A 19,682-nucleotide genomic window follows, 5' to 3' on the forward strand; every position below is an offset into this window, starting at 1 on the left:
GGTCAAGACTCCCCGCCCGGGTTCCGTTCCCACGCGACGGTGACCGTCATGTTGGCCTGGGCGCCGGCCTTCGCGATGACCGCGTTCGCCTCCGCCGTCACGGTGACGCCGAACACGATCTCGATCTTCGACGGGGCCGACTCCATCGCGATCATCGTGCGCAACGCGTCGTCGGCGGTGTCGCGGATGTCGTCAAACACCTCGACGACGGACGACGCCGCTTTGGCCAAGGCCTCACCCGCACTCGTGCCGACGCGGACGACGCCGTGTTCCTCACCGACGTCGACCCAGATCTGGCCGCCGGAGGATAGTCGCAAAGGAACAACCTGCCGCATTGGTGCCCGTCCCTTCGCAAAGGATCGCATCGAGCGGCGCAACGTTGCGTGCCCGGATGGCCACGCGATTATATGGCCGTTCATTCACGACTCCGTATCCTCCGACTGGTGGCCGAAGGCGTACGGGCAGTGAATATCCTTTGAGGGCAGGGCTTGTGCGGCAGTCACCAATCCGACTCAGCCGCTAAAGAGCAGCCTCTTAAAGCTCGTCGATCAGGTCGGCTACCGATTCGATGATGCGGCTCGGGCGGTACGGGTAGCGTTCCGCCTCTTCGCGGGTGCTGATGCCGGTCAGGACCAGGATCGTCTCCAGGCCGGCTTCCAGTCCACACAGGATGTCGGTGTCCATGCGGTCGCCGATCATGGCTGTGGTCTCCGAGTGGCCGTTGATCGTGTTCAGGGCCGACCGCATCATCATCGGGTTGGGCTTGCCCACGAAGTACGGCTTCACGTTCGTGGCTTTTTCGATCATCGCCGCCACCGAGCCGGCCGCCGGCAGGGCGCCCTCGGTCGACGGGCCCGTCGGGTCCGGGTTGGTGCAGATGAAGCGGGCGCCGTCGTTGATCAGCCGGACCGCCCTGGTGATGGCCTCGAAGCTGTAGGTGCGGGTCTCGCCCAGGACCACGTAGTCGGGCGCGTAGTCGGACAGGACGTAGCCGACCGCGTGCATCGCCGTCGTCAGGCCGGCCTCGCCGATCACGTATGCGGAGCCGCCCGGGCGTTGATCGCTCAGGAACTGGGCCGTCGCGAGCGCCGCCGTCCAGATGGACTCCTCGGGCACGAGCAGGTCCATCCGGGCCAGGCGGGCCTGGAGGTCGCGGGCCGTGTAGATCGAGTTGTTGGTCAGCACCAGGAACGGCTTGCCGCTCGCGCGCATCCGGCGCACGAACTCGGGCGCGCCCGGGACCGGCTGGCCCTCGTGGATGAGCACGCCGTCCATGTCGGTCAGCCAGCTCTCGATCGGCTTGCGCTCGGTCATGATCACGGTCTCCTGGCTGGTGGCGTGCAGCAGTCGGCTGGGCAGACGTCCCAGGCGGGAAGCGTACCGAGCCGGTCCTGCGGGCCGGTGGCGGCGATCCGTTCCTGGACCAGCTCGCGGACCATCGTCACGAAGCGGGGGTCGGTGCCAGGGGTCGCGGCGCGTACGTAGTCGAGGTTGCGGTTCTTGGCCGTCGCCGCGGCCTCGTTGTCGAGGTCCCAGATGACCTCGAGGTGGTCGGAGACGAAGCCGATCGGGCTGACCACGACCCCCGTCACCCCGGTGTCGGCGAGCGCGGCGAGGTGGTCGTTGACGTCCGGCTCCAGCCACGGCACCTGCGGCGGGCCGGAGCGGCTCTGCCACACCAGGTCCCACGGCAGGTCCGGCGCGGCGGCGGCGGCCACCAGGGCGGCGGTCTCGCGGAGCTGGGCGACGTAGCGGCCCGGCGGGGCCACCGGCGGCGGGCCGGCGGTGGTCGCCATCGAGGTCGGGATCGAGTGCGCCGTGAAGACCAGGCGGGTGGTGGCGCGCTTGGCCGGGTCGAGCGTGCCCAGCGCGGACCGGACCGCGTCGGCGTGCGGCTCGACGAAGCCCGGGTGGTCGGCGTAGTGCCGCAGCTTCTCGATCACCGGGGCGCCGGTGCCGACAGCCGCCCGGGCCTTCGTCAGGTCCTCGAGATATTGCCGGCACGACGAGTAGCCGCCGTACGCGCTGGTCACGAAGGCCAGCGCGTGCGTGATGCCGTCGGCCTTCATCGTGGCGACCGTGTCGGCCAGCATCGGGTCCCAGTTGCGGTTGCCCCAGTAGACCGGCAGGTCCAGACCGTTGGCCGCGAAGTCAGCGCGGATCGCGGCCAACAGGTCGCGGTTCTGCTGGTTGATCGGCGACACGCCGCCGAAGTGGTAGTAGTGCTCGGCGACCGCGGCGAGGCGCTCCGGGGGGATGCCCCGTCCCCGGGTGACGTTTTCCAGGAACGGAATGACGTCTTCCGGGCGTTCCGGGCCGCCGAACGAAACCAGGACCAATGCGTCGTACGGCATCAGACGATTGTGCCTTGCCCGGTCAGACGGTCGTCGCCTCGGCTCCCAGCGCGTGATATCCACCATCGACGTGGATGATCTCGCCCGTCGTGGCGGGGAACCAGTCGGAGATCAGCGCCAGGACGGCCTTGGCCGCCGGCTCCTGGTCGCTCAGGTCCCAGCCGAGCGGTGCCCGGTTGGTCCAGGCGTCCTCGAACTGCTCGAAGCCCGGGATCGACTTGGCCGCCATCGTGCGCAGCGGCCCCGCCGACACCAGGTTGCTCCGGATGCCCTGCTTGCCCAGGTGCAACGCCAGGTAGCGGGACGCCGACTCCAGGCCCGCCTTGGCCACGCCCATCCAGTCGTAGACCGGCCAGGCCTTGGTCGCGTCGAAGGTGAGGCCGACCACCGAGGAACCCCGCTGCATCAACGGCAGGGCGGCCATGGCCAGGGACTTGTAGGAGTAGGTCGAGACGTGCAGCGCGGTGGCCACGTCTTCCCAGGTGGTCTCCAGGAAGTTGCCGCCGAGGGCGCTGGCCGGCGCGAAGCCGATCGAGTGGACGAGGCCGTCGATGCCGTCCATGTGCTTGCCGACCTTCTCGGCCAGCGTGTCCAGGTGCTCCTGGTTGGTCACGTCGAGCTCGATCACCGGCGCCTCGGCGGGCAGCCGCTTGGCGATGCGCTCGACCAGGGACATCCGGCCGAAGCCGGTCAGGACCACGGTCGCGCCGTTCTCCTGGGCCAGCTTCGCCACCGAGAAGGCGATCGACTGGTCGGTGATCACGCCGGTGACGAGGAGGCGCTTGCCCTCCAGCAGTCCTGCCACGGTGCAGCCTCTCTGTTCTTGTTCGCTCTGGTCGGGTTGTCAGTGGCCCATGCCGAGGCCGCCGTCGACCGGGATCACGGCGCCCGAGATGTAGCCGGCGTTGTCGCTGGCCAGGAACGTGACCGCGGCGGCGATGTCGTCGACCGCGCCGAAGCGGCCGGCGGGGATCGACTCGACGTATTTCTTCTTCAGGTCGTCGGGCAGCCCGTCGGTCATGTCGGTGGTGATGTAACCGGGCGCGACCACGTTGGCGGTGATGTTGCGGGTGCCCAGCTCACGGGTGATCGACCGGGCCATGCCGACCAGCCCGGCCTTGCTGGACGCGTAGTTGACCTGGCCCGGGTTGCCGGACAGCCCGACCACCGATGAGATGAAGATCATGCGGCCGAACCGGGCGCGCAGCATCGTCTTCGAGGCGCGCTTGGCGACCCGGAACGCGCCGGCCAGGTTGGTGTCGACGACGCTGGTGAACTGCTCCTCGCTCATCCGCAGCAGCAGCGTGTCGGCGGTGATGCCGGCGTTGGCGACCAGCACCTCGACCGGGCCGAGCTCCTGCTCGACCTGGGAGAACGCCTCGTCGACCGAGTTGGAGTCGGTGATGTCGCATTTGACACCGAGGACCCCTTCGGGCGCGCCCGTGCCCCGGTGCGTCACCGCCACCTTGTCGCCCTGCGCGGCGAAGGCCAGCGCGATGGCCTTGCCGATGCCGCGGTTTCCGCCGGTCACCAGCACCGTGCGCGCCATCTCAGTTCTCCCCACTGCCAACTGCCTCAACGGATGGGACATTACGGCCTACCCGGGGGTACGGCTAATTCGCCTCGCCCGGTCCTGATTCTCGTACCTGGGTATGACATCTCGGATGGCTCTCCAGCGGCACGCGTCCTGTCGTACCCCCCGCGTAGCCTCCGGATGGTGAACGAGAGCGTCTCCCGCGGCAGCCTGGCTGACCTGCGCCGGGTGCTGATCGGGAAGGACTTCCCGCCACCGGCCCAGCGCCGGCCGCTGCGGCCCAGGTGGGAGCGCCTATGGCAGCGCTGGCGCTCGTTGATGGTGCCGCTGGTGCTGCTCGCGGTGACCGGCCTGGGCGCGGCCGCGGCGCAATATCTCACCGGTGCCCGGCACATCGACAACCAGTTCGCCCTGATGCTCGCCTACGCGACCACGCTGCCGGTCCTGCTCGCCTACCACCGCCCGCTCTGGGCCTGGCGGCTCTCGTTCGTCATGCTGTTCTTCGGCACGATGAACGCCCCGGCGTCCGAGGCGTGGCCGTGGAACCCCGTGCAGATCGTCTTCTTCCTGATCGTGCTGCTCTCGCTCGCCCTGCGGGCCGACGCCGGTGTCGTCGCCTGGGCCGGGCTGCTGACCCTGATCCCGGTCTTTCTCTACGTCAACTCGGCCAACGCCTGGGGCGTCTCCGTTCTGTTCGTGATCGTGCTGATCTTCGGTGACCAGATCCGGCGCCAGCGCCAGCGCTCCCGCGCGCTCACCCACCAGCTCGCCGAGCAGGAGGAGCAGTCCGAGCTGGAGAAGGCCCGGCGGGCGGTGCTCGAGGAGCGCACCCGGATCGCCCGCGAGATGCACGACGTGGTCGCCCACCACATGTCGATGATCGCAGTGCAGGCCGAGACGGCGCCGTTCCGACTACCGGAGCTCGACGATCCGGTGCGCTTGGAGTTCGCGTCGATCGCGGGCTCGGCCCGGGCGGCGATGGTCGACATGCGCCGGCTGCTGGGGGTGCTGCGCAGCGAGCAGTCACCGGCCCTGACCGCGCCCCAGCCGGGCCTGGCCGAGATCGCCGACCTGGTCCAGGCGGCCTGCCGGGCGGGAGTGCCGGTCACCCTGCACGGCGTTATGCCTTCGGGGGTCGACGGGCCCGTCGCGCTGGCTGCCTACCGGATCGTGCAGGAAGCGCTGGCCAACGCGGCCCGCCACGCGGCGGGCGCACCGGTCCGGGTCGCTGTCACCCACGCCGACGACGCGATCGCGATCCGGGTGGAGAACGACGCCCCGTCTAGCCCAGACGCCGTCGCGGATCCAGCGGCGGCGGTGGCGGGCCCGGGTTCGGGCTCCGGCGCGGCAGCGGGTTCGGGCGCAGCGCCGGGTCCGGCCATGGCAGCGGGTTCGGGTCTGGGAGTGAGCTCGGGCGTGGTGGCGGGTTCAAGCCTGGCGGCGGGCTCGGGCGCAGCTGCGGGTTCGAGCCTGGCAGCGGGCTCGGGCCCAGCAGCGGATTCGGGCGCGCCTGCGGGTTCGGGCCTTGCAGTGGGCTCGGGCCTGGCGGCGGGCTCGGGCGCGCCTGCGGGTTCGGGCGAGGCGGTGGGTTCGGGCGAGGCGGTGGGTTCGGGCGAGGCGGTGGGTTCGGGCCTGGCTGCGGATTCGGGCGAGGCGGCGGGTTCGGGGCTGGCTGCGGGTTCGGGCCTCGCAGTGGGATCGGGCGCGGCTGCGGATTCGGGCGAGGCGGTGGGTTCGGGGCTGGCTGCGGGCTCGGGCCCGGCGGCGGGCTTGGGCCCGGCGGCGGATTCGGGCGAGGTGGCGGGTTCGGGCCCCGCGGCCGAATCGGAATCGGGCTTGGTGGCGGGTTCGGGGGTGGCGGGCGCCGCCGGTGTGCCGGTTCCCGCGGGCGAAGGGCACGGCATCGCCGGCATGCGGGAGCGGGCGACGCTGCTCGGCGGGACGTTCGAGGCCGGTCCTACGGTGTTCGGTGGGTTCGCGGTCGCGGCGACGTTGCCGACCGCGCTGCGCGGCGGCACGCCAGAAGGGCAGGTCGTGTGATCAAGGTGCTCATCGCCGACGACCAGGCGATGGTCCGCGAGGGGTTCGGGGCGCTGCTCGCGGCGCAGGCCGACATGCTGGTCGTCGGCGCGGCGGCCGACGGGGCGCAGGCGGTCGCGGAGACCCGCCGGCTCGACCCCGACGTGGTGCTGATGGACATCCGCATGCCCGTGCTCGACGGCCTCGCCGCCACCCGGCAGCTGCTCGACGGCCGCCCGGTCGGCAGCCCGCCCCGGGTGCTCATGCTGACCACCTTCGACCTCGACGACTACGTCTACGAGGCCCTGCGGGCCGGCGCCAGCGGCTTCCTGTTGAAAGACGCCCCCGCCGCCGACCTCGTCAACGCGGTGCGGGTGGTGGCCGGCGGCGAGGCCCTGCTGGCGCCGTCGGTGACCCGGCGGCTGATCGAGGAGTTCGCCGCCCGCCCCGGGCCGGCCCGGCCGCGACCGACCGCGCTGGCCGCTCTCACCCCGCGGGAGACCGAGGTGCTGCGGCTGATCGCGCGCGGCCGGTCCAATCAGGAGATAGCCGCGGACCTCGTGGTGGCCGAGCAGACCGTCAAGACACATGTCGGCCGGATCCTGGCCAAGCTCGCCCTGCGCGACCGCGCCCAGGCGGTGGTCTTCGCCTACGAGACCGGTCTCGTGGCCGTGGGGGAGTAGCCCCGGTCATCCCCAGGTAGCACGAGCAAGATCCCGCCCCGGTACGACGATTCGGCACCGTCCACACCGGCATCGTTCGGCGCATGATGCGACGGACACTTCTCCTCGGCGGCGTGGCCGCGACGCTCGGTGCCGGCCTGCTGGTGCCGACGTCCGCCCCGGCCGTCGCCGCGCCGGCGGCCGGTCCGACGCCCGCGCTGGCGTACCCGGCGGCCGCGGCCGCGATGCGTGCGGCGGGTGGGGCGTACGCGGGCTGGGCCCGGTCGGGTCGGGATTTCCTCGCGTTCGACCCCCGCGGCGACGGCACCGCGGTCGAGGTGGTCGGCGACCTGGCCACCGCGGACCGGATCGCGGTCGTGGTGCCGGGCGTCGACACGACGCTGGCGACGTTCACCGACGGCCTCGGCGGGGTCGCCCGGCGAGCGCCGGCGACCCAGGCCCGCTCGCTGTACGCCGCCGCCTCGCCAGGCGACGGCAACGTCGCGGTGATCGCCTGGCTCGGCTACGACCCGCCGGAAGGCGTCGGCTTGGAAGCCGCCCGCGAGGTCCGCGCCAAGGCGGGCGCGCGCAACCTGGCGGCGTTCGCGAGTTGGCCGCCCGCCGTCCGTCCGCACGGATCACCCTGATCGGCCACAGCTACGGCGCGATCGTCGTCGGCCTGGCCGCGCGCACCGTGCCGCCGCAGGTGACGTCGCTGGTCGCAGTCGGCGCGCCGGGGATGGGCGCCGACGACGTGGCGGCACTGCACACCCGCGCGGCGGTCTACGCGGCCCTCGCACCCACGGACTGGATCCGCCGGATCCCACAGGTGCGACTGCTCGGGCTGGGCCTGGGCACCCGCCCGGCGACCCCGTCGTTCGGCGCCACCGCGCTACCCACCACGGGCGTCGAGGGGCACGACTACTACTTCTCCCCGGGTACGGCCAGCCTGTCCGCCATCGCCGCGGTGGTGACCCGGTGAACACCCGCCGCGACGCCGCCATCGACGCCGTCCGCGCCCTCGCGATCGCCGGCGTCGTAATCGGTCACTGGCTGGTCACCGCCCTGGTCGTCGGCGACGACGGCGCCCTGCACGTGCACAGCCCACTGGCCGCGCTGCCCGCCGCCCAACCGGTGAGCTGGCTACTCCAGACGCTGGGCCTGTTCTTCCTGGCAGGCGGCTACGCCGCCGCGGTCTCATCCGCCCGCCGCAGCCGTCAGCCGGCAACCCCGACCAGCGGGCCGGAGGCGTCGCGGGCTCCGGGCGGCGAACCGCAAGGGGTGCCAAGAGCACCGGCCCGGTCGCGGGCGCTGACCGCGCGCGGGACCGGCACGGGCGGGCGGCGGAAGCTCCGGGTGCCGCGCCGATTGGTGATCCTCCTGATTCCGGTGGGCTCCCTGCTCGGGCTGCTCGCCCTCGCGCTCACCGCCGGCGCGCTCGCCGGCGTGCCCGAGGAGACCTTGCGTACCGTCGGCAAGCTCGTCGTCAGTCCATTGTGGTTCCTGTTGCCCTTCCTGGCATTGACGGCCCTCGTCACCCCGATCGCCCGCCTGGTTCGCAGGTTCGGCCCGGTGCCGCTCGCCGCCGGGGCCACCGCGGTCGTGCTCGCCGCCGACCTCGGCCACGGCTTCCTGCCCACCACCCTGATCGCCGCCTGGACCGTCCCGTTCGTGCTCGGCGTCGCGCTCGCCCACGGCCGCCTCGGACAGCGGCGGCGCACCGGCTGGCTGCTCCTCGTCGGTGGCGCGGCCGCGGTGGTCGCGCTCGTCGGATTCGCCGACTATCCCGCCAGTGCCGTCGGTGTGCCCGGCGAAGGACGCTCCAACCTGGACCCGCCCTCGCTCGCCGCCATCGCGCTGGCCGTCGCCCAGGCCGGTGCCGTCCTGCTGCTGATGCCATGGCTGCGCCGCCTCGGCGGCCACCGCGCCGTGCGGGCGCTCAACGGCGCCGCGCTGCCCGTCTACCTCTGGCACCAGGCGACCATGATCTCCGTCACGGTCGCGCTCGCGTGGTTCGTCGGGCGGCGACCGGGGCTGCTGGCCGAGCCGGACGACTACGGCTGGGCCGCCGCCCGGCTCGCCTGGCTTCCCCTGTTCGCGGCCGCTCTGGTGCTGGTCGTCCGCATCGCCGGGGCCCGGTCGGCGGCCGGCCAGCCGGCGCGACCAATTCGGACGGTCGGTGGCCAACCTTCCGGCCAATGCCGCGCGGCCGGGAGCCGGGTTATAGAATCACCGTTGGTTCGTGTGCCCGGCCGACGTCTGGAGGTGATCGCCGTGCGAGACAGCGATCCTCCGAGTCGCAGCCGGGCCGCCGTCCGGTCCCGCTGACTCAGCCGCGACCGCACGACAGCCAGACCTCCGCCTGCCGGCACCCCGCCGCGCCGCGCCCGCATCCATGCGTGCTCGGCGTACGCGTGACGCCGTCCGGCTGCGACTCTCCCCCGCCGCGATTCCGCACAAGCCCCGCCAACTCGCATCGGAGAGCCGTGATGAACCGTCGTTACGTGGCCCCGCTGGGCTTCACCCTCGCCGCCCTCTGGGTGTTCGTGATCGCCATGCTCGTCAACAACACCAACTGAGAGTTAAGGCAACCGCGACGACCAGACGAGGCTCAGGCCCGCCGCGATCAGGCCGAAGAGCAGCGCGAAACCCGCGTACCAGTGGGTGACCTCGCGTGGCTCCACCCGGTGGCCGATCGAGCTGCCCATGTCCTCGTACACCCGCTTGAGCTCGGCCGCGCTCGCGGCCTCGTAGAAGAAACCACTCGTCGACTCGGCGAGCTGGGCCAGCGCCAGCCGGTCGACCGGCACCCGCTGGAGCTGGCCGCCGATGTCGACCGTGCCGTTGTCGGTGCCGAACGCGATCGTCGACACCGGCACGTTCGCCGCCTGCGCCGCGCTGGCGGCCTCCTCCATCGGCCGGCCCGCCGTGCGGAAGCCGTCGGAGAGCAGCACGATCCGGGCCGGCGGCAGCTCGTTGGCACCGTCCGCCGGCACCGAGCGGATCGCGTCCAGCGACGTGAAGACCGCTTCACCCGTCGCGGTCGCCTCGGCCAGCGTCAGCCCGTCGATCGCCGCGCTGACCGCGGAGCGGTCCTTGGTCGGCGGCACCAGCACGTTGGCCGACTTCGCGAACGACACCAGACCCAGGTTGTACGTCGGCGGCAGCTCCTGGACGAACTGCTTCGCCGCCACCTGCGCGGCCTCCAGGCGGGTCGGCGCCACGTCGCTGGCCTCCATCGACAGCGACACGTCGATGGCCAGCATGATGGTCGCCCGCTCCAGCGGCAGCTCGCGGTCGATCGACGGCCGCGCCATCGCCAGCGCGAGCCCGAGCAGGCTCAGCAGCAGCGCCGCCGCCGAGACGTGCTTGCGCCAGCCGAGACCGCGCGGCGCCAGCGACTTGAGCAGCTCGACGTTGGTGAACCGGATCGCGTAGTCGCGCCGGCGCAGCTGACGCCAGACGTAGGCGCCGGCGACCAGGAGCACCGGCACGATGGCCAGCAGCCACCACGGTTGCAGGAAGCGGATCATCGTGTCGTACCCCGGGTGCGTGCGTGTCGCTGTGCGGCGACGAACCTGACGATGTCGAGGAGCCAGTCGGAGTCGGTACGCAGCCGCAGGTGCTGGGCACCCGCCGCGCGCAGTTCGTAGGCGATGGCGGAGCGTTGGGCCGCGGCACCGGACGCATAACGGGCGCGGAGCTTGGCGTCGCCCGTGTAGACCTCGTGCAGCGCGCCGGTCTCCGGGTCGGCGATCACCAGCACGCCGACGTCGGGCAGCTCGAGCTCGCGCGGGTCGACCACCTCGATCGCCAGCACGTCGTGCCGCACGGCCAGCTTGCGCAAGGGCCGGCCCCAGTCGGCCGGCGGCGCCATGAAGTCGGAGATCACCACGGCCAGACCCCGGCGGCGCGGTGGGCGGTTGAGCATGTCGACCAGGGCGCCCAGGTCGGTCCGGCCCGGTTTGATGGGTGTACGCGCGATCGCGCGCAGCAGCCCCTGCGCCTCCTTGCGCCCGGGGCGGGCCGGCAGTCGCGCGGTGTGGCCGCCGCCGGTGCCGACGACCGCGCCGATCCGGTTGCCGGCCCGCACGGTCAGGTGGGTGACCGCCGCCGCGGCCGCCACGACCAGGTCGCTCTTGAGCATCTGCGCGGTGCCGAACGACAGGCTGGCCGACAGGTCGATGGCCAGCCAGGTCTCCAGCTCGCGGTCGGCCACGGTCTGCCGGGTGTGCGGCACAGTGGTCCGCGCGGTCACCGGCCAGTCCATCCGGCGCACGTCGTCGCCGGGCCGGTACTCCCGGGACTCGCCCGGCTCCGTGCCCGGACCCGGCAGCAGGCCGATGTAGTCGCCCTGGAGCAGCCCGTCCAGCTTGCGGGTGATCAGCAACTGGAGCCGGGACAGCACCTGCTCGGCCCGCGCGGTCGCCACGCCGCCGCCGGTGCCGGCCTGACCGGTGCCGGCGATCCGGGCTTCGCGCCCGGACCCGAGGCGGGGCGGGTCGACGGTCACGGCAGGCGGCCCGGCCAGGCGCCGGTGGTCTGCTGCGGCGGTTGCTGCGCCGGGCCAGGGGTCGGAGTGGCCTGCTGCCGCGGCGCGACCGACGGCATCGGCACCGCGGTCATCAGCCGCGCCACGATGTGGTCGGCCGGCACGTCGTCGGCCAGCGCGTCGTAGCTGAGCACCAACCGGTGCCGCAGGATGTCCGGCGCGATGTCCTGCACGTCCTGCGGCAGCACGTAGTCGCGGCCGCGCAGCAGCGCCAGCGCTCGGGAGGCCCGGACGATGCCGAGCGAAGCCCGCGGCGAGGCGCCGTATTGAATCAGCTGCGCCAGGTCCGGCACCCCGGACTCGGCCGGGTTGCGGGTGGCCAGCACCAGCCGCACCGTGTAGTCGACCAGCGCGTTGTGCACGAACACGCCGTCGGCCTTGGCCTGCAGCGAGACCAGGTCGGACGGGCTGAACACGACGGCCGGCTCGGGCGGCTTGACGCCCATCCGGTAGACGATCTCGCGTTCCTCGGCGTCGGACGGGTAGCCGACCAGGATCTTCATCAGGAAGCGGTCGCGCTGCGCCTCGGGCAGCGGGTAGACGCCCTCCTGCTCGATCGGGTTCTGGGTGGCCATCACCAGGAACGGGTTGGGCACCCGGTGGGTCTCGCCGCCGATCGACACCTGCTGCTCGGACATCACCTCGAGCAGGGCCGACTGCACCTTGGCCGGCGCCCGGTTGATCTCGTCGGCCAGCAGGAAGTTGACGAACACCGGCCCGAGCTCCACGTCGAACTTCTCGCTCGACTGGCGGTAGATCCGGGTGCCGACCAGGTCGGCGGGCACCAGGTCGGGGGTGAACTGGACCCGGGCGAAGGTGCCGCCGACGACGGTCGCGAGCGTCTCGACGGCAAGGGTCTTCGCGACACCGGGTACGCCTTCGAGCAGGCAGTGGCCGCGGGCCAGGAGCGCGACGAACATCCGCTCGACCATCCGGTCCTGGCCGACGATCACCCGCTTGACCTCGAAGAGCGCCTTCTCGAGCAGCGTGGCGTCCTGGGCCGGGGTGGTCGCCGGCGGGTCACCCGGCTGCCCGCCGGTCGGCATGACCGGCCCGGCGCCGTTGGGGGCGTCGGGTTGCGGGGCGTCGGGTGCGGTCGGCTGGGCCACGGGTCCTCCACAGTCGCGTCTCGTGTCGGCGGCGCTCGGTCACATCATGAGGTGCGAACCTGGGAGCGCGGTACAAGCCTTCCATGCCGACCGGCGCGGCGTGCGCGCAGAACCGGATTCGGCTCACGGCGACGTCCCGGGATACACGGGTAGACAAAGAGGGGAACGTCACGTGTACGATTCCTCCACGCCGGGCGACTTCCCCCGTGGTCGCCCGGCCCTAACTCTCTTCGCGCCAGCCGTAGACTGAGTCCGGTGGACGCCGAGATCGAGCCTGTTTGCTCCGCCAAAGGCTGCCGGCGTGAGGCGCTTTACGAGGTCCGCTGGAACAACCCGAAGATCCATCCGCCCGAGCGGCGCAAGGTCTGGCTCGCCTGCGAGGAGCACCGCGAGAGCCTGGCCGATTTTCTCGACCGTCGCGGCTTCCTCCGTGAGGTGGCGCCCTTCCGGTGATCCCCTACCCTCATAGGGGTGGATATCGCCGCTGCCGGGCCGACCAGCCCCCTGGAGCCCTGGCCCGACACCGTCGACTGGCAGCCGGTCTCGCGTGACCTGATCTGGGTCGAGCTGATCCGGTGGGGCGCGATGGCGGCCATGCTGCTGGTGCCGCTCGGCATCCTCTGGGGCATCTTCGGCCTCTGGCCGCTCGGGCTGGCCTTCGGCGCCGTCCTGGTGCTGATGCTGTGGCGGTTCTGGTCGATCTTCAGAGCGGTGCGCGCCTGGGGGTACGCCGAGCGCGACCACGACCTGCTGGTGCGCCACGGGCTGGTGGTCCGGCGGTTGTCGATCGTGCCGTACGCGCGGATGCAGTTCGTCGACGTCAGCGCCGGCCCGCTGGAGCGCGTCTTCGACCTGGCCACCGTGCAGCTGCACACCGCCGCCGCGGCGAGCGACGCCCGGGTGCCGGGCCTGCGCCCCGCCGAGGCGTCCCGGCTGCGTGACCGGCTGACCGCGCTCGGCGAAGACCGGGCCGAAGGGCTGTAGGGCGGTGGTCATCGACGAACCGCGGCGCCGGCTCCACCCCCTGAGCCCGTTGCTGCGCAGCGCCAAGGCGCTCGTGGTGATCGTCGTGGCACTGTCCTGGCAGACGCTGGGCCAGGTCGGCATCGGCTGGTTCGCCCTGATGGTGCTGGTGCTGCTCGTCGGCGCGATCATCATGTCGGTGGTGAGCTGGTACAACACCGGCTACCACGTGGTCGGCCACGAGCTTCGGGTCTATGAGGGCCTGCTGTGGCGGCGCACCCGGGCGATCCCGCTGGAGCGGCTCCAGTCCGTCGAGGTGGTCCGGCCGCTGTTGGCCCAGCTCACCGGGCTCGCCGAGCTTCGGCTCGAGGTGGTCGGCGGCGGGAAGACCGAGGCGCCGCTGGCCTACCTGTCTTTGGCGGACGCGGCGGCCCTGCGGGACCGGCTGTTGGCGATCGCGGGGCGGCCGGTGGCGCCGGCCGACGGTGCGACCGAGGTCGCCGGTGTGGCGCCGGTGCGCGTACCCGGTGATGGTCCGTTGCTCCTCGCCGTGCAGAACCGGGACCTGGTGATCAGCCAGCTCCTCACCCCGCAGGCCCTGTCGTTGCCAATCGGTGTGGCGTTCGTCGTGCTGCAGTTCGGGTTCGACCCGTCCTGGTCGTTCATCGGCGTGGCGAGCACGCTGACCGCGATCGCCGGTGTGCTGCTGCAGCCGGTCCGGCGGATCCTGAGCGACTGGAACTTCCGGCTGTCGCGCGACGACACGGCCCTGCGGCTGCGGTTCGGGCTGGTCGAGACCCGTTCGCAGACCGTGCCGGTCGACCGGGTGCAGGGGGTGACCGCGACCTGGCCGCTGCTCTGGCGCTCCCAGGGCTGGCTGCGGCTGACCCTCGACGTCGCCGGCGTGGCCGGCCAGGACAACGGCAACGGCAACGAGACAGACCGATTGCTTCCGGTGGGTACGGCCGACGTGGCCGAGCGGGTGGCCGCGTCGGTGCTGCCCGGCGTGGTGCTCGGCGCGCTGACGTTCCAGCCGCCACCGGAACGGACGCGCTGGTTCCACCCGCTGGCCCGGCCCAAGCTCGGCGTGGCGCTGACGGACAAGATCGTCGCGACGCGGGAGGGGCTGCTGACCCGGACTGTGATGATGGTCCCGTTTGCCCGGATCCAGAGCGTCCGGGTGGTCCAGGGCCCGCTGCAACGCCTGCTCGGTGTCGCCACCGTCTACGCGGACACGGCGCGGGGGCGCTCGGCGGCGCTGCGCGACCGGGACCTGGCCGAGGCCTGGTGGCTGGCCGCCGAGCTCGCCGAGCGCGGGCGGGTGGCCCGGTTGGCGGCTCCGGACCGCGGCCCGGTGGTGGTTCCGGCACCGGCGCTGGACCCGGGGACCGCCCCGCTGCCCAGCACATGAGCAGCCCATCCATGGTTATCCACAGGTTGGCGGGGCTCGTAGCCTGAGCGTTGCGGAGCGCCTACTCTGTGGGTCATGGAGCAGCAAACGGAAGCGCCCTTCGCGCCGGGCTTGAGCGCGCGGGTGGAGCTGACCGTCACCGACTCCGACACCGCGCAGGCGCTCGGCTCCGGCGACGTGCCGGTGCTCGCGACGCCGCGGGTGCTCGCGTTGGTCGAGGCCGCGACCGTCGCCGCGACGGCGACCCGCATGCCGACCGGCATGACCACGGTGGGCACGCGGGTCGAGCTCGACCACCGACTACCGACAGCGATCGGCCGCACGGTGTTCGCGGTGGCGCAACTGGCCAAAGTCGACGGTCGCAAGCTCCTCTTCGAGGTCACCGTCACCGACGGCCCGGGCCGCGAGGGCACGGCGATCGTCGCCGAGGGCCGGGTCGAGCGGATCTTCCTCGACCGGAGCCGGTTCGTCGAGCGGGCCGTCGACGGCTCATGAGCTCGTCCACACCGGCGTTCGTCGAGATCGCCGACCGGGTCTTCGTGCTGCGCTACCCGGTGTTCGACGTCAACGTGACGCTGGTGGTCGGTGACGAGGCCGCCGTGCTGGTCGACACGCTGTCGACGGGCGCGCAGGCCGCCGAGCTGCTGGCCGCGGCGCGGCGGGTGACGCGCGCGCCGTGGGCCATCGTCAACACGCACCACCACTTCGACCACGCGTTCGGCAACGCGACGTTGGCCCGGCAGGAGCCGGCGGGCGACTCGTTCCCGACCTTCGGCGACCCCGGCGCCGACGCGGCCGCGCACACCCGGATCTGGGCGCACGAGGAGACCGCGCGCTTGCTCGGCCACGAGGAGACGGCCCGCCGCACCGCCTGGGAAGCCGTCCGCGCGGGTTCCCATCCGGAGCTGGCCGACGAGGTGGCCCGCGTGGCCGTGCTGCCGCCCAACGAGATCGTCCTGACCGAGGCCGCGCTCGACCTGGGTGGGCGCGTCGTCGTGCTGTCCCACTTCGGTCGCGGGCACACGGCCGGCGACCTGGTCGCGCACGTCCCCGACGCCGACGTCGTGATCGCCGGTGACCTGGTCGAGGAGAGCGGGCCACCCGATTTCGGCGACGCGTACCCGCTGGAATGGCCCGGCACGGTCGCGGCGCTGCTGCGGCTCACCACGCCGGAGACGGTGGTGGTGCCGGGGCACGGCGCACCGGTCGGCCAGGGCTTCGTCACGGGCCAGCACGAGGAGCTCACGGAACTCGAGTGGTTGATCCGCAACGGTCACGCCGAGCGGGCCCGGGTCGACGACCTGGCCCGCCGCGCCCCGTTCGGCGCGGCGGCCCACGTGGCTGTCAAGCGCGCCTACACGCTGCTCGACGGGGAGTGAAGGGGAGCGCCCCGGCGCCCCCCTTCACGCACGTCACGAACCGACGCAGGTGACCGCCGGCAGCGTGTTGGTGCCGCTGTGCGTGCCGAGGAACCCGAACGTCGTCCGGCCGTTCGGCGCGACCGAGCCGTTCCAGCTCGCGTTGCGTACGGTCACGTTCGTCCCCGAGACCGTCGACGTGCCGTTCCAGACCTGCGCGAGCGTCTGCCCGGACGGCCAGGCCCACGAGGCGGTCCAGCCGCCGTACGTCCGCGTGCTGTGGTTCATGATCTCGACCTCGGCCTGGAAGCCGCCGTTCCACGAACCGATGATCTTGTAGACCGCCATGCAGTCGCCGCTCGGTGCGGGCGTGGTCGGCCCAGCGGTCGGGGTCGGCGTGGGGCCCGTTGTCGGCGTGGGGCCGCCCGGGTCGGTCGGGTTCTCGCTGCCCGGGCCGACGCCGGTGACCTGCCCGTTGCCGCCGTCGAAGGTGACGTCCGAGCAGCCGAAGAAGTTCTCGTTGCTGTCGGAGCGCACCCAGCGCGAGTAGATCAGGTGCCGCCCGCTCTTGTTGGACGGCAGGTTGCCGCTGAAGTAGTAGTGCCCCTCGTTGGTGCCCGGTCCACCGTTCTGCGGCGGGTTGGTCACCGTGAGGAACGGCGTCGACTCCAGGTCGTTCCAGGCCAGCGCCCGGGTCGGGCTCCAGCTGTCCTTGGTCACGTAGAAGTAGAACGTGCCCGGGTGGTGTGCCCAGTTGCTGTACTTGAAGTCGAACCGCGCGCCGGCCGTCAGGTGGGTCAACGGCCAGTCGTTGCGGGCCTGGTTGTACGCGGCGAAGGTGGCGTTGCCGCCGCTGCACAGCTGACCGTCGGCGATGAGGCCGACCGTCCGGCCGGCGGCGTCCGAGCGCAGCACGCTGAACCAGTTGTAGAGCGGGTTCGTCCCGCCCTGCTGGACGGCCGCGGTGCAGGCCGGGTTGTGCGGCTGGATGTCGCCCTGCTGCGACAGGCCGTCCTTCCAGCACAGGAACGTGCGGCTGCCCGGTGACATCGGCGTGCCGTGTCCCTGGGCGGGCAGCTGGCTGACCACCGACACGAGGCCGGCGGCGAGCATGGCGGCGGCACCGAACACCGCGGCCCTGCGGATGAGTCTCACGGGATTGCTCCTCGGGGAGTCGGCGCGTCTGGCGCGCCGGAGTCGACTCGGGGAGCGCGGGCTCGCGAGCATGCCGCGGCGCGCGCTGACCCACCTGTGCACCCGTGTGGTGGGCGGCGCCATCCGCGTGTATTGCCCGGCGTGAATATCGGACCACGACGGGGGGTACGCCGGCAAGGGCGGGCTTGCGAAGATGCACCCCATGGCATACGCGGTGGTGCTCGGTGAGGCGTTGATCGACCTGCTCGACGGCGAGGTGGCCGGCGAGCGGGTGTTCCGGCAGGCGATCGGCGGCGCGCCGTTCAACGTCTCGGTCGGGGTGGCCCGCCTGGGCGGCGAGGTGTCGTTCGCGGGCTCGCTGGGCGACGACGCCCTGGGTACGCGGATCCTCGACTTCCTCACCCGCGCCGGGGTCGGCGACCGCGCGGTGGTGCGGGTGCCGGTGCCGACCACGCTGGCCGTGGTCACCTTCAACGGCGCCGACCCCGAGTTCCGCTTCTACGGCTCGCCGCCCTCGTACTCGCTGCTGACCGAGGTGCCGCCGGACCTGCTGGCCGGCTCGGGCGTCGTCTACTGCGGCTCCATCGTGCTGCTGCACCCCGAGTTCCTCCGCGCCGCCCGGTCGGCCTGGTCGGCCGCCGGCGGCCTGCGCGTCTTCGATCCCAACGTGCGGCCGACCCTGCTGCCGACGCCGGCCGACGTCGACGACTTCCGGTCGGTGGTGGACGAGTTCTGCGGGACCGCCGACCTGGTCAAGCTGAGCCACGCCGACGCCGCGGTGCTCTATCCCGGGTTGTCGCTGTCGTCGGTGGCCGGCGACCTGCTCTCCCTCGGTGCGGGCGCGGTCGTGATCACCCGCGGTGCGGCGGGCGCGCTGGTCGCGTTCGGCGACGAGCGGGTCGAGCTGCCGGCCCCGGTGGTCGAGGCGGTCGACGCGACCGGCGCCGGCGACTCGGTGATGGCGGCGCTGATCGCCGGGCTGCTGGCCGACGGTTCGCCGAGCACTGTGGACGGCTGGACCCGGCTGGTCTCCTACGCGCTCCAGGTGGCCGGGCTGGTCTGCGAGCGGCCGGGTGGCGCGGTGGCCATGCCGACCCGCGCGGAGGTGGCCGAGCGCTTCGGCGCATGATCGACGGGTGACGCAGACCTACGCGACCGACCCCGGGCGCCACGCGGCGCTGTTGGACCACCTGCCCGCCGACGTGGAGGCGCTCGGGATAGTGGTGCGCAACGTCGTCGGCGGCGCCGGCACGCCCGGTGCCGACCACGCCCGGCTCGTCGACCTGCTCGACGCCGACCAGGCGCGGTATCCGGGGCAGGGGCTCCGGGTCCCGCGGGGCCGTCCGGTCGGCGGCACCTGCCGGTCGGCGGCTCTGCTGATGGTCGCGGCGCTGCGCCACCGCAGCCTGCCGGCCCGATCCCGCGTCGGGTTCGCGCCCTACCTCGGCGACGCCGCGCACGTCGTGGTGTCCTATCACGACGGTCGGCGCTGGCTGACGACCGACCCACGCGTGCCGGGCGCCACCGGTTTCGTGTTCCCCGGCGACGCCTGGCTCGCCTACCGGGCCGGAACGCTCGACGCGGCCCGCTTCGGCGGCGGGGCGGCCCTGCGGGACGCGGTGCTGCGCGACCTCGCCCACGTCAACGGCACCGAGGTGCGGCTCACCGACGAGTGGGGTCCGATGGGTCCCGACCTGGTCGACGGTCTCGACGTGATCGACGACCTGGCGGCCCTGCTGGTCTCGGTTTCGCGGGGCGACGCGGTGGCAGCGCGGGAGCTGGTCGAGCGTTACGCCAGCGACCACCGGATCCGCGCACCGCGGCTGGTGCTGGCGACGACCTGATCGGTGGACGCGCCCCGCGGGCCGGTTGGCGACAATCTGCGGTCATGGCACTCTTCTGTCGGCTGGGCTGGCACCGTTGGACCGACTCCGGCGGCCGCGTCCTGTGCCCCCGCTGCCGCAGCGTGGCGGTCGCGCCCCGGCCCCGGCTGGTCCGGATCGCGTCCTGGACGCTCGTCGCCATCGCGCTCGTCTCGGTGGTCCGGGCCCTGGTCGCGGTGATCGTCACGCCGCACGTGGACGAGGCCGAGCAGCAGTTCGGCGCGCTCGTCGGCGAGGTGCAGACCGCCGTGTACGAGACGCGGGACGTGCTGGGTTACAGCATCGTCGCCGGCGTTCTCCTCGCCGCCCTGCTCGTGCCGGTGCTGCTGGCGCTACGGGGTCCGCTCAGCGGGGCCCGGTGGGCGACGGTGGGTCTGTTGTCGGCGTCGCTGATGGGCCAGATCCTGTTCGTCGCCAGCGACCTGTCCGGCGGCCCGCTGCGGTGGCGCATCGTGCCGCGCTGGTACCCGCTGACCCAGCAGCTGATCGAGCTCGTACTGATGCTGGCCTCGGCCGCCGTCATCGTCCTGTTGCTGCACGGGACGTCGCGCGAGTACTTCGAGGAGGGCATCGCCGACGCCGACGCGGACGACGACATGGAGCGGGCGCTGGCGGCGGCCCGCGCCCGCCGGGCGGCGGAACAATGAACTGACCCGCCACCTCCGCCCGCCGTCGATGGTCT

Annotated in this window: 20 protein-coding genes and 1 pseudogene; 12 read left to right on the forward strand and 9 right to left on the reverse strand. The window is 72.6% G+C overall.

The window, feature by feature from the left end; all coding sequences use genetic code 11:
• Nucleotides 1-2: 2 nt before the first annotated feature.
• The 5 genes from CHC05_RS29600 to CHC05_RS29620 form a co-directional block, all read right to left on the reverse strand.
• A complete protein-coding gene (locus CHC05_RS29600) occupies nt 3-317 on the reverse strand; it encodes a CU044_2847 family protein (RefSeq protein ID WP_089253888.1) in 315 nt (104 codons plus the stop codon).
• 217 nt (nt 318-534) lie between these two features.
• On the reverse strand, nt 535-1,314 hold the full coding sequence (locus CHC05_RS29605; protein WP_089253889.1) for an HAD-IIA family hydrolase: 780 nt from the start codon (nt 1,312-1,314) through the stop codon (nt 535-537).
• Between the two features lie 2 nt (nt 1,315-1,316).
• Nucleotides 1,317-2,354 (reverse strand): ferrochelatase, encoded by a 1,038-nt coding sequence (locus CHC05_RS29610; RefSeq protein ID WP_144022831.1) that lies wholly within the window; start codon nt 2,352-2,354, stop codon nt 1,317-1,319.
• A 22-nt stretch (nt 2,355-2,376) separates the two neighbouring features.
• A complete protein-coding gene (gene fabI / locus CHC05_RS29615) occupies nt 2,377-3,159 on the reverse strand; it encodes an enoyl-ACP reductase FabI (RefSeq protein WP_089253891.1) in 783 nt (260 codons plus the stop codon).
• Between the two features lie 39 nt (nt 3,160-3,198).
• Entirely contained in the window at nt 3,199-3,903 is a 705-nt protein-coding gene (locus CHC05_RS29620) for a beta-ketoacyl-ACP reductase (RefSeq protein WP_089253892.1), read from the reverse strand.
• Nucleotides 3,904-4,071: 168 nt separating this feature from the next.
• Here CHC05_RS29620 and CHC05_RS43160 point away from each other — a divergent pair, with 168 nt between their 5' ends.
• From CHC05_RS43160 to CHC05_RS29640, 4 genes and pseudogenes are all read left to right on the forward strand, one after another.
• Nucleotides 4,072-5,928, forward strand: a complete 1,857-nt coding sequence (locus CHC05_RS43160; RefSeq protein WP_281257741.1) for a histidine kinase — start codon at nt 4,072-4,074, stop codon at nt 5,926-5,928.
• Nucleotides 5,925-6,590 (forward strand): response regulator, encoded by a 666-nt coding sequence (locus tag CHC05_RS29630; protein WP_089253893.1) that lies wholly within the window; start codon nt 5,925-5,927, stop codon nt 6,588-6,590. Before CHC05_RS43160 ends, CHC05_RS29630 begins: the two co-directional genes overlap by 4 nt.
• Before the next feature lie 224 nt (nt 6,591-6,814).
• Nucleotides 6,815-7,551, forward strand: a pseudogene (locus tag CHC05_RS29635) (alpha/beta hydrolase).
• Nucleotides 7,548-8,897: an acyltransferase family protein gene (locus CHC05_RS29640; protein WP_089253894.1), complete on the forward strand. Its 1,350-nt coding sequence runs from the start codon at nt 7,548-7,550 to the stop codon at nt 8,895-8,897. Before CHC05_RS29635 ends, CHC05_RS29640 begins: the two are co-directional and overlap by 4 nt.
• A gap of 254 nt (nt 8,898-9,151) precedes the next feature.
• Here the strand turns inward: CHC05_RS29640 and CHC05_RS29645 are convergent, their stop codons facing one another.
• The 3 genes from CHC05_RS29645 to CHC05_RS29655 all read right to left on the reverse strand — a co-directional run bounded on the left by CHC05_RS29645 (nt 9,152) and on the right by CHC05_RS29655 (nt 12,230).
• On the reverse strand, nt 9,152-10,102 hold the full coding sequence (locus tag CHC05_RS29645; RefSeq protein ID WP_089253895.1) for a VWA domain-containing protein: 951 nt from the start codon (nt 10,100-10,102) through the stop codon (nt 9,152-9,154).
• On the reverse strand, nt 10,099-11,001 hold the full coding sequence (locus tag CHC05_RS29650; protein ID WP_245871287.1) for a DUF58 domain-containing protein: 903 nt from the start codon (nt 10,999-11,001) through the stop codon (nt 10,099-10,101). The genes CHC05_RS29645 and CHC05_RS29650 overlap by 4 nt, the downstream gene beginning before the upstream one ends.
• Before the next feature lie 77 nt (nt 11,002-11,078).
• On the reverse strand, nt 11,079-12,230 hold the full coding sequence (locus CHC05_RS29655; RefSeq protein ID WP_425426860.1) for an AAA family ATPase: 1,152 nt from the start codon (nt 12,228-12,230) through the stop codon (nt 11,079-11,081).
• 255 nt (nt 12,231-12,485) lie between these two features.
• Here CHC05_RS29655 and CHC05_RS29660 point away from each other — a divergent pair, with 255 nt between their 5' ends.
• From CHC05_RS29660 to CHC05_RS29680, 5 genes are all read left to right on the forward strand, one after another.
• Complete coding sequence (locus tag CHC05_RS29660; RefSeq protein WP_089253896.1) at nt 12,486-12,683, forward strand: hypothetical protein; 198 nt, start codon at nt 12,486-12,488, stop codon at nt 12,681-12,683.
• A 141-nt stretch (nt 12,684-12,824) separates the two neighbouring features.
• On the forward strand, nt 12,825-13,214 hold the full coding sequence (locus CHC05_RS29665) for a PH domain-containing protein (protein WP_425426862.1): 390 nt from the start codon (nt 12,825-12,827) through the stop codon (nt 13,212-13,214).
• A gap of 4 nt (nt 13,215-13,218) precedes the next feature.
• Nucleotides 13,219-14,604 (forward strand): PH domain-containing protein, encoded by a 1,386-nt coding sequence (locus CHC05_RS29670; protein WP_089253898.1) that lies wholly within the window; start codon nt 13,219-13,221, stop codon nt 14,602-14,604.
• A 75-nt stretch (nt 14,605-14,679) separates the two neighbouring features.
• A complete protein-coding gene (locus CHC05_RS29675; protein WP_089253899.1) occupies nt 14,680-15,099 on the forward strand; it encodes a thioesterase family protein in 420 nt (139 codons plus the stop codon).
• On the forward strand, nt 15,096-15,983 hold the full coding sequence (locus tag CHC05_RS29680) for an MBL fold metallo-hydrolase (protein ID WP_089253900.1): 888 nt from the start codon (nt 15,096-15,098) through the stop codon (nt 15,981-15,983). Before CHC05_RS29675 ends, CHC05_RS29680 begins: the two co-directional genes overlap by 4 nt.
• A gap of 33 nt (nt 15,984-16,016) precedes the next feature.
• Here CHC05_RS29680 and CHC05_RS29685 read toward each other — a convergent pair whose 3' ends face one another.
• Complete coding sequence (locus CHC05_RS29685) at nt 16,017-17,075, reverse strand: lytic polysaccharide monooxygenase auxiliary activity family 9 protein (protein ID WP_089253971.1); 1,059 nt, start codon at nt 17,073-17,075, stop codon at nt 16,017-16,019.
• 244 nt (nt 17,076-17,319) lie between these two features.
• Here CHC05_RS29685 and CHC05_RS29690 point away from each other — a divergent pair, with 244 nt between their 5' ends.
• From CHC05_RS29690 to CHC05_RS29700, 3 genes are read left to right on the forward strand one after another with little or no spacing between them, the layout of a single operon-like run.
• Nucleotides 17,320-18,246, forward strand: coding sequence for a carbohydrate kinase family protein (locus tag CHC05_RS29690; RefSeq protein ID WP_089253901.1), 927 nt, complete (start codon nt 17,320-17,322; stop codon nt 18,244-18,246).
• A 7-nt stretch (nt 18,247-18,253) separates the two neighbouring features.
• On the forward strand, nt 18,254-18,961 hold the full coding sequence (locus tag CHC05_RS29695) for a transglutaminase domain-containing protein (RefSeq protein ID WP_089253902.1): 708 nt from the start codon (nt 18,254-18,256) through the stop codon (nt 18,959-18,961).
• Between the two features lie 44 nt (nt 18,962-19,005).
• Complete coding sequence (locus tag CHC05_RS29700; protein ID WP_089253903.1) at nt 19,006-19,647, forward strand: hypothetical protein; 642 nt, start codon at nt 19,006-19,008, stop codon at nt 19,645-19,647.
• Nucleotides 19,648-19,682: the final 35 nt, after the last annotated feature.

This window comes from Asanoa hainanensis (genome assembly GCF_900188485.1).
Taxonomy (GTDB): domain Bacteria; phylum Actinomycetota; class Actinomycetes; order Mycobacteriales; family Micromonosporaceae; genus Asanoa; species Asanoa hainanensis.

Coding starts and splice junctions, on each gene's coding strand:
- CHC05_RS29685 (WP_089253971.1), bottom strand. CDS start 17,075: ATGCTCGCCGCCGGCCTCGTGTCGGTGGTCAGCCAGCTGCCCGCCCAG.
- CHC05_RS29605 (WP_089253889.1), bottom strand. CDS start 1,314: ATGACCGAGCGCAAGCCGATCGAGAGCTGGCTGACCGACATGGACGGC.
- CHC05_RS29610 (WP_144022831.1), bottom strand. CDS start 2,354: ATGCCGTACGACGCATTGGTCCTGGTTTCGTTCGGCGGCCCGGAACGC.
- CHC05_RS29665 (WP_425426862.1), top strand. CDS start 12,825: ATGCTGCTGGTGCCGCTCGGCATCCTCTGGGGCATCTTCGGCCTCTGG.
- CHC05_RS29700 (WP_089253903.1), top strand. CDS start 19,006: ATGGCACTCTTCTGTCGGCTGGGCTGGCACCGTTGGACCGACTCCGGC.
- CHC05_RS29675 (WP_089253899.1), top strand. CDS start 14,680: ATGGAGCAGCAAACGGAAGCGCCCTTCGCGCCGGGCTTGAGCGCGCGG.
- CHC05_RS29620 (WP_089253892.1), bottom strand. CDS start 3,903: ATGGCGCGCACGGTGCTGGTGACCGGCGGAAACCGCGGCATCGGCAAG.
- CHC05_RS29690 (WP_089253901.1), top strand. CDS start 17,320: ATGGCATACGCGGTGGTGCTCGGTGAGGCGTTGATCGACCTGCTCGAC.
- CHC05_RS29645 (WP_089253895.1), bottom strand. CDS start 10,102: ATGATCCGCTTCCTGCAACCGTGGTGGCTGCTGGCCATCGTGCCGGTG.
- CHC05_RS29680 (WP_089253900.1), top strand. CDS start 15,096: ATGAGCTCGTCCACACCGGCGTTCGTCGAGATCGCCGACCGGGTCTTC.